This window comes from Kocuria rhizophila DC2201, assembly GCF_000010285.1.
Classification (GTDB): Bacteria; Actinomycetota; Actinomycetes; order Actinomycetales; family Micrococcaceae; genus Kocuria; species Kocuria rhizophila_A.
Window position 1 is genome coordinate 432347 of the sequence record NC_010617.1, and the last position, 15418, is coordinate 447764.

The following is a 15418-nucleotide window of genomic DNA, read 5'->3' on the forward strand; positions in this document are numbered from 1 at the left end:
GGGGCTCAGCGCGGTGCGTCGGCGCTCCACGTCTGGCGCTCGATGCCCGACAGCAGCAGGTCCAGCCCGGCCGCGTACTCGGCGCGGCCGTCGTGGCGGCGGAACTCCCCGAGCACCGAGTGCACGAACGGGAAGTCCTGCGTGCTCGCGTGCTCCCAGCGCTCGAGCTGCTCGCGGAACATCTGCTCGGCGTCCTGCTCGTTGCGCTGGGAGATCTCCGCACCCATCCCGGTGGCGTAGTTGGTCACCGCCATGGACGCGTGGAACTGCTGGGAGGTGCTCAGCTCCATGCGCTGCAGGATCTGCCCGGTGCACTCCCACGTGCGCAGGGCGTTCTCCTCGTCCGGGCCCGCGTGCATCAGCTGCTCCGCGAGCCAGAGGTGCTCCAGCATCTGCGCGAACAGGCACAGGGACAGCCGGCGCAGGTCCACGAGGGCCTCCCGGGTGCGGGCGCTCGTGCGGCGGTCCGGTTCCGGGGCCGGCAGCTGCGCGAACTGCTCGGGCGTGCTCCGCCCCGCCACCCGCAGCGCCTCGAACTCGGCGAGCGCGCGGCCCAGCACCTCGTCCGCGACCATGGCCATGAGCTCGTCCTTGCCGGACGCGTACCAGTACAGGCTGGCCACGCCGCTGTCGAGCGTGCCGGCCAGCCCCCGCAGGGTCAGCCGCGCGGCCCCCTCCCGGTCCAGCATGGCGATCGCGGTCTCCACGATCGCGTCCACGGACAGGGACGCGCGACGCCGCCCGCCCGCCTGCGTGCCGCCCCGCCGGCCCCGTCCGGGCCCGCCCGCCCGCCGTTCGGGGCCCGACTGCGCGGCGTTCTGGGCGGGGGACGTCCGGTCCGGGGAGGGTTCACGCGCGGCTGTCATGGAGCTCACGGTACGCAGGGTGTTGCGCAGTATCAAACAACGTTCTATTTTCGAACACAGTTCGACTAATCGAATAGTGTCTGACACTAAATAAGGGCCTCCCACGACACAGCTCACCGACACCGCGCCCGGCACCGCGCCGGGTCCTCGCCCCAGAGCCCGCGCGCCGGGTTCGTGTGGCGCGAGCGCACCGCGGCGGACCCGATGCTGGACCTCTCCCTGCTGGGCATCCGCACGGTGCGCGGCTCCGCGATCCTGCAGACCTCGGTGATGACGGCAATGGCCGGGGTGATGTTCGTGTCCACCCAGCTCCACCAGTTCGCGTGGGGCTGGACCCCGCTGCAGGCCGGCCTCGCCAACCTGCCGTTCGTGGTGGGCATGATGGGCGCGGGACCCTTCGTGGACCGGGCCGTGGCCGGGTAGGGGCACCGGAGGACCTCGCTGGGCGCCGTCGTGCTGCTGCTCGCGAGCCTCGCGGTGTGGGTCTGCGCGGTGGCCCCGGCTTCGTGTGGTGCGCCCTCGGGATGCTCATGATGACCGTGGCCATGCGCACCGTGATGACCACCGGGGCCGTGGCGCTGATGGGGGCGCTGCCCGAGAGCCACACCTCCATGGGGTCGGCCATGAACGACACCGCCCAGGAGGTGGGCAACGCGGTGGGGCTCGCCATCGTGGGCACCGTGATGGCCTCCGTGGTGGGCACCGCGCTGCCCACCGGAACGTGGGACCCCGCCACCGTCGCGGGGTTCATCCACTCGCAGCAGATCTCGTTCTCCCTGCTGGCGGTGCTCGTGCTGGTGCTCGCCGGGGTGGGCATCCGCACCCTCACGGACTCGCGGGACACCGCGGAGCACTGACGCGACCGGTCGAACGGACAACGGGGTGCACGTCCGCGGACGTGCACCCCGTTGCGTGGTGCGGCTCAGGTGGGTGCCGCCCCCCCCTGGCTACTTCTGGTTGGCGTTGTGGGGAGTGGTCTGGTCCCAGGGCGCCTCGCCCTCGGGGGTCTGCTCCACGATGTCGTCCACCGCGGAGGAGACCCAGCGGGACTTGTACTGGAAGTCCGTCTCGTCCCCGTTCTCGTCCGTCTGGCGGTACCACTCGGTGATCGCCGGGTCGTGGGAGTCGAACGAGTCGCCGGCGGCGCGGTAGCCCTCGGCGTGCTCCACCTGCAAGGCGAAGTTGTCGCCGTGCTCGGCCAGACCCGTGGACACGGCCTTCTCCACCGCAGACAGCGCGAAGCGCGTGCGCAGGGTGGCGGGGTCGTTGCGCAGGTCCCGGTAGAGCGCCACCATCATGAACGCCATGATCACGGCGAACGGCAGCGCGGAGACGATCACCAGGTTCTGCATCCCGGCCAGGGCGTCGTCGCCGCCCACGAGCAGCATCACGATCGCAATGCCGGACAGGCACACGCCCCAGAAGACCACGATCCACTTGCTCGGGTCCGGACGCCCGCGCTGGGTCATGGTGCCCATGACCACGGAGGCGGAGTCGGCGCTCGTGATGAAGAAGATGCCGATCACCACCATCGCGAGCACGGAGGTGACCCCGGTCAGGGGCAGCTGGTCGAACAGGCTGAACAGCATGGACTCGGCGCCGTCCTCGACCGAGAGGTTCGCACCGTTCTTGGAGAACCACATGGCGGAGCCGCCGAAGACGATGAACCACAGCACGCACACGGAGGCCGGGACCACCAGCACCACGGTCACGAACTGGCGGATGGTGCGCCCGCGGGAGATCTTGGCGATGAACATGCCCACGAAGGGGGACCAGGACAGCCACCAGGCCCAGTAGTACACGGTCCAGGTGTTGGAGAACTTGGCGCTCTCCGGGCCCCAGGCGGCGGACTGGCCGGTCATGAACAGGTACTGGGACACGTACGTGGAGAACGTGGAGGGAATCAGGGTCAGCAGGAAGACCGTGGGGCCCACGAAGAACACGAACAGTGCGAGCACGAACGCCAGCGTCAGGTTGATGTTCGAGAGGTAGCGGATGCCGCGGGAGACGCCCGAGACCGCTGAGATGATGAAGCCCACGGAGAGCACGGCGATCAGCAGGATGAGCACGTTGTTGCCCAGCTCGCCCAGGCCGCTCACGATCGAGATGCCGGAGCCGATCTGCAGGGCGCCCATGCCCAGGGAGGCCGCGGTGCCGAAGAGGGTCGCGAAGATCGCGAACACGTCGATCAGCTTGCCCAGCGGACCGTCCACGCGCTTGTGCCCGAGCAGGGCGGTGAACACGCGGGAGATCAGCGGTGCGCGACCGCGCCGGTAGGCGCCGTAGGCCACGGACACGCCCACCACCGCGTACACGGCCCACGGGTTCAGGGCCCAGTGGAACGCGGACTGCACGAGGGCGTAGACCGCCATGGAGTCGCTGCCGGCCTCGGCCATGTGCGAGAAGCCGGGGATCCCGCCCTCGAAGTAGCTCATGGGCTCGAACGCCCCGTAGAACATGAGCCCGATGCCCATGCCGGCCGCGAAGAGCATCGCGAGCCAGGAGAAGAAGGAGTACTCGGGCTTCTCGTCGTCACGGCCGAGCTTGATGCGCCCGGTGCGCGTGAAGCCGATGAAGAGCATGAAGAACACGGCCGCGGTGGACAGCAGGATGAAGAACCACCCGGTGTTCGCGGTGACCCAGGCCAGGGCGGTGGAGGAGACGGAGGACAGGCTCTCCGTGCCCAGCACGCCCCAGGCGATGAACCCCACGATCAGCAGCGCGGTCACGGTGAACACCGTCTTGTCCGTGTTGAAGCGGACCTTGCGGTCCTCGACACCCACGCCGGGGACCAGCGCGGGGTGGATGCCGTGGGGGTAGGTCAGCTCGTCGATGATCTGCCGCGGGCGGCTGCGGGCGCTGGATCCGGAGGTGGAGCCGTGCTCGACGGCGGGGGTCTCCTGCGGGTCTCGTGGCGAGGAGGGCGGTGGCGTGCTCAAGACAGTTCTCCTGACTGTGGCGGGGCAGTGATGTGTGGCCTGAAGGGTGTGCGTCTCCCATGGACGTGGTGGGTGGTACCAGGGCGACACCATGTTTCGCCCCGGGCGTGCAAACTCACGATTGTAACGCGCAACGGGTAGGCGGCCTAACTCGCCGCGCATCCTGCCAGATCGGGCGGCCAGTAAGTTGAGTGGGTGGCACTCAACTTAGGTTGACACGGGGTGCTCAATGTGTAAACTTGAGTCACGAAAGCTCAAGTATTGGCGGCACCGCGGACGCACCGGCGTCACCGACGGGCCGCACCGCATCAACGAAAGGATCGACAATGTCCCGTGCAGTAGGAATCGACCTCGGCACCACCAACTCCGTGGTGGCGGTTCTCGAGGGCGGCGAGCCCGTCGTCATCGCGAACGCCGAGGGCAACCGCACCACCCCGTCCGTCGTCGCGTTCTCCAAGGACGGCGAGACCCTCGTGGGTGACGTGGCTAAGCGCCAGGCCGTGACGAACGTGGACCGCACCGTAGCCTCCGTGAAGCGCCACATGGGCACCGACTGGACCACTGAGATCGACGGCAAGAAGTACACCCCGCAGGAAATCTCCGCCCGCACGCTCATGAAGCTCAAGGCGGATGCCGAGTCCTACCTGGGCGACACGGTCACGGACGCCGTGATCACCGTCCCCGCGTACTTCAACGACGCCGAGCGCCAGGCCACCAAGGAGGCCGGTGAGATCGCCGGCATGAACGTGCTGCGCATCGTCAACGAGCCCACCGCCGCGGCCCTGGCCTACGGCCTGGAGAAGGGCAAGGAGGACGAGCTCATCCTGGTCTTCGACCTCGGCGGCGGCACGTTCGACGTCTCCCTGCTGGAGGTCGGCAAGGACGAGGACGACTTCTCCACCATCCAGGTCCGCGCCACCGCCGGTGACAACCGCCTCGGTGGCGACGACTGGGACCAGCGCATCGTGGACTGGCTGCTGGAGCAGGTGAAGTCCAAGACCGGTGCGGACCTGTCCAAGGACAAGATCGCCCTGCAGCGCTTGAAGGAGGCAGCCGAGCAGGCCAAGAAGGAACTGTCCTCCGCGACGTCCACGACCATCTCCCTGCAGTACCTGTCCGTGACCCCCGAGGGCCCCGTGCACCTGGACGAGAAGCTCTCCCGTGCCAAGTTCGAGGACCTCACCAAGGACCTGCTGGCCCGCACCGAGAAGCCGTTCAAGGACGTCATCTCCGAGGCCGGGATCAACGTCTCCGACATCGACCACGTGGTGCTCGTGGGTGGTTCCACCCGTATGCCCGCCGTGGTCGAGAAGGTCACCGAGCTCGCGGGTAAGGCCCCCAACAAGGGCGTGAACCCGGACGAGGTCGTGGCCATCGGCGCCGCGATCCAGGCCGGTGTGCTCAAGGGCGACCGCAAGGACGTGCTGCTGATCGACGTGACCCCGCTGTCGCTGGGCATCGAGACCAAGGGCGGCGTGATGACCAAGCTCATCGAGCGCAACACGGCCATTCCCACCAAGCGCTCCGAGACCTTCACCACCGCCGAGGACAACCAGCCCTCCGTGTCCATCCAGGTCTTCCAGGGTGAGCGCGAGTTCACCCGGGACAACAAGAACCTGGGCACGTTCGAGCTGACCGGCATCGCGCCGGCCCCGCGCGGCATGCCGCAGATCGAGGTCACCTTCGACATCGACGCCAACGGCATCGTGCACGTGTCCGCCAAGGACAAGGGCACCGGCAAGGAGCAGTCGATGACCATCACGGGCGGCACCTCGCTGTCCAAGGAGGACATCGACCGCATGGTCAAGGACGCCGAGGCCAATGCGGACGCCGACAAGCAGCGCCGTGAGGCCGCGGACCGCCGCAACAACGCGGAGCAGACCGCGTACTCGGTGGAGAAGCTGATCAAGGACGACGAGGGCGCCATCCCCGAGGACGTCAAGTCCGAGGTCCAGGCGGACGTGGACGCCGTCAAGGCCGCGCTCGAGGGCGATGACGACGATGCCGTGAAGACCGCGTTCGAGAAGCTGCAGTCCTCGCAGACCAAGATCGGCGAGGCCCTGTACGCCCAGTCCCAGGCCGAGGGGGCCGCGGGTGCTGGGGCCGGTGCCGCCGGTGCCGAGGGCGCCCAGGCCAAGGAGGACGACGACATCGTCGACGCCGAGGTCGTGGACGACGACAACGACGGGAAGAAGTGAGCATGAGCGATTCCGAGAACACCCAGGGCCACGGCCAGTCCGTGCCGGAGGATCCGGAACAGCCCGCTCGCACCGGTCAGGACGGCACCGAGGGACAGGAGGGGCTCACCGTGGACGACATCCTCGGCACCCCCCAGTCCCAGGAGGCCGGGTCCGCGGACGCGGCGTCGTCGTCCGGCGACGCCGCCCCGGCGGGCGGCTCCGAGGCCCAGAAGCTGGCCGACGAGCGGCTCGAGGACCTGCGGCGGCTGCAGGCGGAGTTCGTGAACTTCAAGAACCGCACGGCGCGGGAGAAGGACCAGCTGCGGGACTTCGTCTCGGGTGAGCTGATCTCCGCGCTGCTGCCGGTGCTGGACGACGTCGACGCCGCCCGCAAGGCGGGCGACCTCACGGACGGCCCGTTCGCGGCGATCGCCACCAAGCTCGAGGACGCCCTGGGCAAGAAGGGACTCACCCGCATCGGTGAGGTGGGGGAGAGCTTCGACCCCAACGTCCACGAAGCCGTGATGCAGCAGCCCACCGACGAGGTGGAGCCGGACCACGTGTCCATGGTGCTGCGTTCGGGCTTCAAGGTGGGCAACCGGGTGGTCCGGGCGGCCCAGGTGGCCGTGGCGGCGCAGCCGTAGCGCACACCAACACCTCGGGGCGGGTCCACATGACGGGACCCGCCCCGAGTCCTACTGAGGAAGATTTCACAGGAAGGAGGCGTCATGGCCAGTCAGGACTGGATCGACAAGGATTTCTACAGCGTCCTGGGCGTCTCCAAGGACGCATCCCCGGAAGACGTCAAGAAGGCGTACCGCAAACTGGCCCGCAAGTACCACCCGGACCAGAATCCGGGGGACGCGGCTGCGGAGAAGAAGTTCAAGGACATCACCGAGGCGAACTCCGTGCTCTCCGACCCGGAGGAGCGTGAGCAGTACGACGCCATCCGGGCCATGGGCTCGGGTGCGCGCTTCACGGCCGGCGGGCCCGCGGGAGCGGGCGGCACCGGCGGCGCGGGCTTCGAGGACATCTTCGGGGACCTGTTCAACGGCGGTGGCGGCGGCCGCAGGCGCTACACCACGTCCAGCGGCGGCGGCGGGTTCGAGGACCTGTTCGCGCAGTTCGGCGGTGCCCAGGGCGGGGACACCCGTTTCAGCACTGGTGGCGGCTTCGGCGGCCAGGGTGGGTTCGGCGGCTATCAGGCCCCGCCCACCAAGGGCGAGGACATTCACACGACCACCACCATTCCGCTGCGCTCCGCGTACCACGGCACCACCGTGAAGCTGCGCCGGGGCAACGGGCAGACCACCACGGTGCGCGTGCCCAAGGGCGTGAAGGACGGCCAACGGCTCAAGATCGCCGGCAAGGGCCACACCGGCCCGGGCGGCAACGGGGACCTGTTCGTGACCGTCAAGGTCAAGGAGCACCCGTTCTTCACCCGGGAGGGCCAGGACGTCCACGTCACGGTCCCGGTGACCGTGAGTGAGGCCGGTCTGGGGGCCACCGTGCAGGTGCCCACCCTGGACGGGGGCCACGTGAGCGTGAAGGTTCCCGCGGGGACATCGTCCGGGCGCCGGATGCGCGTCAGGGGCAAGGGCTTCACCACGGGATCCAGCACGGGCAACATGATCGTCACCGTGCAGATCCAGCTGCCCGCCGACCTCGACGACGCCGCCAAGGAGGCCCTGCGCACGTTCGCCGAGGCCACGGGGGACTTTGATCCCCGTGCGTCCTTGACCGAGGAGGCCGCGGTCTGAGATGTCCATCGACTTCGCCCAGCCCGTCTTCGTGATCTCAGTCGCGGCCGAGCTCGCGGACATGCACCCGCAGACGCTGCGCCAGTACGACCGCCTGGGCCTGGTGACCCCGTCCCGGGCCTCCGGGCGGGCGCGCCGCTACTCCCAGATGGACGTGCAGAAGCTGCGCCAGATCCAGGAGCTCTCCCAGGATGGGGTGTCCCTGGAGGGCATCAAGCGGATCATGCAGCTGGAGAACCAGGTACAGGCGCTGCAGTCCCGGGTCACGGAACTCTCCGAGGAGCTGGAGCAGGAGCGGGAGGCCCGGCGCGAGCGGGACATGATCTTCACGGCGGGTTCCGAAGGGGACGTCGTGAGGATCGCCCGCGGCTCGCTTCGGGCGCCGCGCAAGGTCTCGCAGGCGCTCATGCTCTACCGCCCGGCCCGGCCGGAGCACGGTGGCCGCGACACCGGCGCCGCCGATGCCCCGACCGCACGCGGGATGAAGCGCGGCCGTAGCGCGTCCTGAGCGCACCTCGGCATGCAGGGACCCCGCACCACCTCGTGGTGCGGGGTCCCTGCGCATCTGCCCACTCCGTGGCGTCCAGAACGGGGGGGCGCGGGGTCACATCCGTGGTCTCAGCGACCGAACTGCTCAGCGACCGAACTGCCCCGGCCGGGATCCCTGTGGCCGCAGGGTCAGCGATGCCGGTAGGTCAGATCCCGGGGCACGCGGCCGGCCTCCGTGGCCTTGCGCTCGAAGCTCGTGAGGACCCGCCCGTCCCAGCGCGGTGCCCACCCCGTCTCGGGGTGCTCGTCGTCGGCCACGGGCCCGGGGTGGAGGTTCTCGAAGTCGGCGTCCGCGGCGTCGAGCACCTCGCGCATCACCACGGCGTACTCCTGCCAGTCCGTGGCCAGGCGCCACAGCCCGCCCGGCTCGAGTACGCGCGCGGCGAGCTCGGCGAAGCGGGGGGAGACCAGGCGGCGCTTGTGGTGGCGGGTCTTGTGCCACGGATCGGGGAAGAACACCCACAGCTCGCGCACGGATGCCGGTTCGAGCATGTGCTCGAGCACCTCGGGGGCATTGGCCTGGGCGACCCGCACGTTCTCCACCCCGGCCTGCGCGGCCTTCATGAGCAGGTCCGCGATCCCGGGCTTGTAGACCTCCACCGCGAGGTGGTCCAGCTCGGGGTGCGCGGCGGCGTGCGCCACGATCGCCTCGCCCAGCCCGGAGCCGATCTCCACCACGAGCGGCGCGGTGCGGCCGAACACGGCCTCCCGGTCCAGGTGGTAGGAGGGGTCCACGGAGGTGTCAGTGCGCACGCGGGGGATCTCCAGGACCCACTGCCCGGCATGCTCTTCCCACGCCTTCTGCCGCTTGGGGGAGAGCCGGTCCCCGCGGCGCACGAACGAGAACGGCTGCCGGTGGAACGCCGCGGGGGTCGCCCCGGGGCCGTCGGTGCCGGGCTCGCCACCCACCGCGTCCCCGGACGACGACGCCGCCGCGCCGCCCCCGCCGTCCCGCGGTGCGGCGGCCCGCTCGCCGTGCTCGGCGTCCGAGTGCTGGGCGGTGGTCGCCGGCGCGGTGGCCGGGGTGCCCGGGGCGGACGAGTCCGGCAGGGCGGCGTCGTCCCCGGAGGGGAGGGCGGAGGACTGGGTGCGATCGCTGGATTCCATCGTGGAACATCCTAGGCGGGCCGTCACGGGAGGTCACGGCGCGGCGGGCGGACCCTACGATTGAGGCCCACCCGCCGCCCGCGCCGCGCAGGAGACTCGCATGCCCCAGGACCACGAGCCGCCCGAGTCCCCGCCCGGCGACCCCCGGAAGCGCGATCCCGACGAGCGGGACGCCCGGGAGCGGGACTCCGACGAGCGGGACCCCCACGAGCGCGACCCCCGGAAGGGGGATCCCGACGAGCAGGGCCCCGCGATGCAGGATCCCGGGCCGCGCGATCTGCTGCGCAGCCGGCTGGGGCTGCGGCCGCGGGGGGACGCGGTGGTGCTCGTGGGATCCCTGGGCGTGCTCTCCGCCGTGAGTCCCATGGCCACGGACATGTACCTGGCCTCCATGCCGGAGATGGCGCAGTGGTTCGGCGCCCCGGCCAGCGTGATCCAGCTGAGCCTGACCGCCTACATGGTCGGGATGGCCCTCGGGCAGTTCCTGCTGGGGCCGCTCTCGGACGTCCTCGGGCGCCGTCGGCTGGTGCTCGGGGGAAACCTGGTGTTCCTCTTGAGCTCCGCGGCGATCATCGTGGCCCCGCACATCGGGCTCGTGCTTGGGCTGCGGCTGCTGCAGGGCGCCGCCGGGGCCGCCGGGGTGGTGATCGCGCGCGCCGTGGTCTCGGACATCGCCCGCGGGCACCGGGCCGCGCAGCTGTACTCCGTGCTGTCCCTCATCACGTCCCTCGCGCCCGTGGTGGCACCGCTCGCGGGCGGGGTGATCGCCACCGTGGCGGACTGGCGCACGGCGTTCGCGGTGCTCACCGTCTTCGGCGCCGTGATGCTCGGGTGCTCGCTGCTCGTGATCCCCGAGACCCTGCCGCCCGAGGCCCGCTCGCGGGGCGGCATCGGGCGCATCCTCCGCAACGCCCGCGCGGTGCTCGGGGACCGGCGGTTCACGCTGCACGCCCTGAGCTTCGCGTTCGCGTTCGGGGCCCTGTTCTCCTACATCTCCGCGTCCCCGTTCGTGATCCAGGACGTGCTGGGCTTCAGCGCGCTCGGGTACTCGGTGGTCTTCGCGCTCAACGCGTGCGGGTCGATCGCCACCGGCGTGGTCAACACCCGGATCGTGGGCTCCCGTGCGCCGGAGTCGCTGCTGCTGGCCGGGGTCACGGGGCTCGCCGCGACCTCCGTGCTCAACCTCGTGCTCGCGCTGCTGGGTGTGGTGGGCCCCGCCACGCTCGTGCTGATCTTCCTCTCCCAGTCCTGCATGGGTTTCGTGCTCGGCAACGCGGTGGCCCTCGCCCAGCGACGCGCCCAGGCCCGAGGCCTCGCCGGGACCGGCGCCGCGGTGGTGGGCACCGCGCAGTTCGTGATGGCCGGGGTGGTCACCCCGCTCACCGGACTGGCGGGCGAGTCCACCGCCGTGCCCATGCTCGCGTGCATGGCCTCGTGCGCGGTGGTCTCCGTGGCCCTCGTGCTCGCCGCGCGCCGCTAGCGCACGACGCCGCCCGCGCCCCCAGCGCGCTCCCGCACCCCGGCGCGCGCTCGGGCGGCGGGCCCCTCGGCCGCGGCGCCGCAGGGACCCGTACCCGGCGGGTCGAGCGTGCAGGGGTCTCGTCATCCCCTCGTGCACGGGTGCTCCGGCACCCCGGTGACCCGGCACCCGGGTGCGCAGGGCACCGGGGCGGCCGCGCGGCGTCGTCGTGCCCGAGGACCGGCGGGGCTGGCAACACCGCCGCGCCACGCGGCGGATGGGCCGGGAGCCGCGGCGCCGATGTGGTTCACTGTGCCAAACGGTGACGTGATTCACAGTTGATCCACGGCTTCGCGCCTCCAGCACGAACGAGAGACACTTCCATGCTCGATGCGATCCAGAACCTCCTCGACGCCGTGGACGGCGTCGTCTGGGGGCCCTTCATCCTCATGCCGCTGCTGCTCGGCACCGGCATCTACCTCACCGCCCGACTCGCCGGGCTGCAGGTCACCAAGCTGATCCCCGCGCTGCGGCTCGCGCTGTTCGAGCGCAAGGACAAGGACGCCCCCGGCGGGGACGTCTCCCAGTTCCAGGCCCTGACCACCGCGCTCGCCGCGACCGTGGGCACCGGCAACATCGTGGGCGTGGCCACCGCCATCTCCGTGGGCGGGCCCGGCGCCCTGTTCTGGATGTGGGTCACCGGCATCCTCGGCATGGCCTCCAAGTACTCGGAGGCGTTCCTGGGCGTGCGCTTCCGCGCGCGGGACGCCAAGGGCGAGATCTCGGGCGGCCCGCAGTACTACCTGTTCCGCGGCATCCCCAACGGCTTCGGCAAGTTCCTGTCCCTGTTCTTCGCCGTGGCTGCCGTGCTGGCCTCGTTCGGCATCGGGAACATGACCCAGGGCAACTCCATCTCCGCCAACGTGGAGTCCTCGTTCGGCGTGCCCGTGTGGGTCACCGGCCTGGTGCTCGCCGTGCTGACCCTGCTGGTGCTCGTGGGCGGCATCAAGTCCATCGGCAAGGTCACCTCCGCGCTCGTGCCCGTGATGATCATCTTCTACGTGCTCGGCGCGCTGTTCATCCTGGTGGTCAACCTCGACGCCGTCCCGGCGGCCTTCGCCACCATCTTCACCACCGCGTTCACCGGCCACGCGGCCGTGGGCGGCTTCGCGGGCTCGGCCATCATCATCGTGGTGCAGATGGGTGTGGCCCGCGGGATCTTCTCCAACGAGTCCGGCATGGGCTCCGCGGCCATCGCCGCCGCCGCGGCCCAGACCACCCACCCGGTGCGCCAGGGGCTCGTGTCCATGACGCAGACGTTCATCGACACCATCATCGTGGTGACCTGCACGGGCCTGGTGATCGTCACCACCGGCGTGTGGGAGCAGGGCAAGGACTTCGCCGCCACCATGACCGGTGACGCCTTCAGCCACGGCCTGCCCGGCGGCTGGGGCCACCTGATCGTGACCGTGGGCCTGGTGCTCTTCGCGTACTCCACCATCCTGGGCTGGGCGTACTATGGCGAGCGCTGCATGGAGCGGCTCTTCGGTCGCGGGGCCGTGATGCCCTACCGCGTGTTCTTCTCCGCGGTGGTGTTCGTGGGCTGCAGCGTGCCGCTGGCCATCGTGTGGTCTTTCGCGGACCTCATGAACGGGCTCATGGCCATCCCGAACCTGATCGGGCTGCTGATCCTCTCCGGGCTCGTGGCCCGGGAGACCAAGCACTACCTGCGCAACGACCCCCACCTGCGGGCGGACAAGCTGCAGATCGACGGGTTCATGGACGGCCGCCCCGGTGCGATCGACAGCTACGTGCTGCCGCAGAGCGCGGCATCGGGCGGCGTGCGCTGAGCCCGCCCGCGGCGGGTGCCCGCCCCGGCGGGCCCTGGGGTGATCCACCCCGGCCCCCGCGCCGCCTGTTCACGACAGTGCGACGCGGGGGCCGCGTCGTGCCCGGAGCACCCTCGAAGGCGTTCCCGGCACCTGACGGGCACGGTCCCCAGCATCACGCCGGCACGGCCCCCGGGGCGAGGTCGACGTGATGCCGGAGTGGTCCCCGGGTGGGGCCCACGCCTCGCCGGCCCGGTTCCCGGACGACCCGCGCAGGGGTGTGGTCCAGGCCACGGCCACGCGCGGTGGCGGTGTACCCTCGGGAGCCATGACCAACAGCTCCACCGCGGTGTCGCCGCCCCACGCACACTCCGGCCCCACCCGTGGCCTGAGCAACCGTCACATCCAGCTGATCGCGATCGGCGGTGCGATCGGCACCGGGCTGTTCATGGGCTCGGGCCGCACCATCTCCCTGGCCGGTCCGGCCGTGGTCCTGGTGTACATGGCCATCGGCTTCGTCCTGTTCTTCGTGATGCGCGCGATGGGCGAGATCCTGCTGTCCAACCTGCACTACAAGACCTTCGCGGACTTCGCGGCGGACCTGATCGGGCCGTGGGCCGGGTTCTTCGTGGGCTGGTCCTACTGGTTCTGCTGGATCGTCACCGCGATCGCGGAGCTCGTGGCCATCACCGGGTACGTGCAGTTCTGGTGGCCCTCGGTGCCCCTGTGGCTGCCCACCGTGGCCGTGCTCGTGGTCGTGTTCCTGCTCAACGCGGTGAGCGTGAAGAGCTTCGGGGAGATGGAGTTCTGGTTCGCGCTCATCAAGATCGTGGCCATCCTGGCGCTGATCGTGGTGGGCGCGGTCATGGCCGTCACGCACTTCACGTCCCCGGACGGCAACGTGGCCCAGGTGTCCAACCTGTGGAACGACGGCGGCTGGTTCCCCCACGGGGCCATGGGAGTCGTCGCGGGGTTCCAGATCGCGGTGTTCGCCTTCGTGGGTGTGGAGCTCGTGGGCACCACGGCGGCCGAGGCGCGGGACCCCCGCACCACGCTGCCCCGCGCCATCAACTCCGTGCCGCTGCGCATCCTGATCTTCTACGTGGGCTCCCTGCTGGCCATCCTGGTGGTCACCCCGTGGCGCTCGATCAACCCGGAGCAGTCCCCGTTCGTGGCCATGTTCTCCCTCGCGGGCCTCGGGGCGGCCGCCTCCGTGGTGAACTTCGTGGTGCTGACCTCGGCGATGTCCTCCTCCAACTCGGGCGTGTACTCCACCTCCCGCATGCTGTTCGGGCTCTCTGCGGAGGGCAGCGCACCCCGGCTGTTCAAGGGGCTCAACCGTGTGGGAGTTCCCGTGCGGGCCCTGTTCTTCACCGCCCTGGTGCTGCTGCTGACCATCCCGGTGCTCTACGCCGGGGCCTCGATCATCGAGGCGTTCACGCTCATCACGTCCGTGGCGTCCATGCTGTTCATCTTCGTGTGGTCCATGATCCTGGTGTCATACATGTGCTTCCGCCGCAAGCACCCGGAGCGCCACGCGGCCTCCGAGTACAAGATGCCGGGCGGGCTTCTCATGTGCGTGGTGGTGCTGCTGTTCTTCGCGTTCGTGGTGTGGACGCTGACCACCGAGGTGGAGACGGCGACGGCACTCGTGGCCCTTCCCGTGTGGCTCGTGCTGCTGGGGATCTCCTGGGCCTTCGTCCGCCGCTCGGAGTCCCACCGGCAGGCCTTCGAGTGGTTCAAGCAGGAGGTCGCGCACCCGGAGTCCGCGGAGCACGCGGACTCGTAACCCAGCAGTAACCTGCCGTGGTGCTCCCCGGCGCAGGCCGGGGAGCGTGCTTAGGTGGGGGTATGACACGACTGCCCGAACCCCTGACCCTGTCGGGCCCCCACGGCACCGGCGCCGTGCTGAGCTACGGCGCCCACGCGGTCTCCTGGGCCCCGGAGGGGCACGAGCCCGTCCTGTGGATGTCCTCGCGGGCCTACAGCGAGACCGGCCGGGCGCTGCGCGGCGGGGTGCCCCTGTGCTTCCCGTGGTTCGGCCCCGGGCGCACGGGGGAGATGGAACCCGCCCACGGCTTCGCGCGGATCACCGAGTGGGCGCTCACGGAGCAGGGCGAGGACCAGCACGGTGACCCCTTCGCGGAGTTCACCCTCACGCCCGAGGACGTCTCCGACGAGCTGCGCGCACCGTTCCCCCACGAGTTCGCCGCCCGGTTCCGGATGACCGCGGGGCGCAGGCTGCGCCTGGAGCTCACGGTCACGAACACGGGCTCCGATACCTTCGAGGTCGAGGAGGCCCTGCACACCTACCTGCACGTGGGGGACGCCACCCGGATCACGCTCTCCGGACTGGACGGCGTGTCCTACTACGACAAGGTGGCCAAGGAGCAGCGCACCCAGGTGGGCGGGCTGCGCCTCACGGGCGAGACCGACGCCGTGTTCGCCCACCGCGGCGAGGTGCACGTGGACGACCCCGCCCTGGACCGCGTGCTGGTGCTCGGCAAGGAGGGCTCGGACAGCACCGTGGTGTGGAACCCGTGGGCGGACAAGGCCGTGGGGATCAGCGACTTCGGGGACGACGAGTGGCGGACCATGGTGTGCGTCGAGGCCGGCAACGTGATGGGCTCCCCGGTGCGCCTGGCGGCGGGGGAGTCCCACACGATCGCCCAGACCGTCGAGGTGCGGGCTCGGGACTCCGGGCAGGCCTGAGCGGGCAGCCCGGGGAC

Annotated in this window: 13 protein-coding genes; 10 read left to right on the forward strand and 3 right to left on the reverse strand. The window is 70.4% G+C overall.

What is annotated here, in order from left to right; all coding sequences use genetic code 11:
- Positions 1-5 precede the first annotated feature (5 nt).
- Entirely contained in the window at positions 6-866 is an 861-nt protein-coding gene (locus KRH_RS01905) for a TetR/AcrR family transcriptional regulator (protein ID WP_012397468.1), read from the reverse strand.
- Between the two features lie 174 nt (positions 867-1040).
- Here KRH_RS01905 and KRH_RS11665 point away from each other — a divergent pair, with 174 nt between their 5' ends.
- A complete protein-coding gene (locus KRH_RS11665) occupies positions 1041-1289 on the forward strand; it encodes a hypothetical protein (protein WP_012397469.1) in 249 nt (82 codons plus the stop codon).
- Positions 1290-1345: 56 nt separating this feature from the next.
- Positions 1346-1723, forward strand: coding sequence for a hypothetical protein (locus KRH_RS11670; protein WP_012397470.1), 378 nt, complete (start codon positions 1346-1348; stop codon positions 1721-1723).
- Between the two features lie 90 nt (positions 1724-1813).
- On the opposite strand, the gene KRH_RS01915 is transcribed toward KRH_RS11670, so the two are convergent.
- Positions 1814-3805 carry a BCCT family transporter gene (locus tag KRH_RS01915; protein ID WP_012397471.1) on the reverse strand — a complete coding sequence of 664 codons (1992 nt, stop codon included), beginning with the start codon at positions 3803-3805 and terminating at the stop codon, positions 1814-1816.
- 326 nt (positions 3806-4131) lie between these two features.
- Between KRH_RS01915 and dnaK the strand changes: the two genes are divergently transcribed.
- The 4 genes from dnaK (at position 4132) to KRH_RS01935 (ending at position 8253) form a co-directional block, all read left to right on the forward strand.
- The gene (gene dnaK, locus KRH_RS01920) at positions 4132-6003 is read left to right on the forward strand and encodes a molecular chaperone DnaK (protein ID WP_012397472.1); all 1872 of its coding nucleotides are present in this window, start codon (positions 4132-4134) and stop codon (positions 6001-6003) included.
- Positions 6000-6629 (forward strand): nucleotide exchange factor GrpE, encoded by a 630-nt coding sequence (locus KRH_RS01925; RefSeq protein WP_041297274.1) that lies wholly within the window; start codon positions 6000-6002, stop codon positions 6627-6629. The genes dnaK and KRH_RS01925 overlap by 4 nt, the downstream gene beginning before the upstream one ends.
- 84 nt (positions 6630-6713) lie before the next feature.
- A complete protein-coding gene (locus tag KRH_RS01930) occupies positions 6714-7745 on the forward strand; it encodes a DnaJ C-terminal domain-containing protein (protein WP_012397474.1) in 1032 nt (343 codons plus the stop codon).
- A 1-nt stretch (position 7746) separates the two neighbouring features.
- Positions 7747-8253 carry a heat shock protein transcriptional repressor HspR gene (locus tag KRH_RS01935; protein ID WP_012397475.1) on the forward strand — a complete coding sequence of 169 codons (507 nt, stop codon included), beginning with the start codon at positions 7747-7749 and terminating at the stop codon, positions 8251-8253.
- A 170-nt stretch (positions 8254-8423) separates the two neighbouring features.
- On the opposite strand, the gene trmB is transcribed toward KRH_RS01935, so the two are convergent.
- Positions 8424-9401 (reverse strand): tRNA (guanosine(46)-N7)-methyltransferase TrmB, encoded by a 978-nt coding sequence (gene trmB, locus KRH_RS01940; RefSeq protein WP_226905774.1) that lies wholly within the window; start codon positions 9399-9401, stop codon positions 8424-8426.
- A gap of 100 nt (positions 9402-9501) precedes the next feature.
- On the opposite strand from trmB, the gene KRH_RS01945 reads away from it, so the two are divergent.
- From KRH_RS01945 to KRH_RS01960, 4 genes are all read left to right on the forward strand, one after another.
- Positions 9502-10881 (forward strand): multidrug effflux MFS transporter, encoded by a 1380-nt coding sequence (locus KRH_RS01945; protein ID WP_226905772.1) that lies wholly within the window; start codon positions 9502-9504, stop codon positions 10879-10881.
- Between the two features lie 362 nt (positions 10882-11243).
- A complete protein-coding gene (locus tag KRH_RS01950; RefSeq protein WP_012397478.1) occupies positions 11244-12710 on the forward strand; it encodes an alanine/glycine:cation symporter family protein in 1467 nt (488 codons plus the stop codon).
- 307 nt (positions 12711-13017) lie between these two features.
- On the forward strand, positions 13018-14478 hold the full coding sequence (locus KRH_RS01955; RefSeq protein WP_050738025.1) for an amino acid permease: 1461 nt from the start codon (positions 13018-13020) through the stop codon (positions 14476-14478).
- Between the two features lie 62 nt (positions 14479-14540).
- A complete protein-coding gene (locus KRH_RS01960) occupies positions 14541-15401 on the forward strand; it encodes a D-hexose-6-phosphate mutarotase (protein WP_012397480.1) in 861 nt (286 codons plus the stop codon).
- Positions 15402-15418 lie beyond the last annotated feature (17 nt).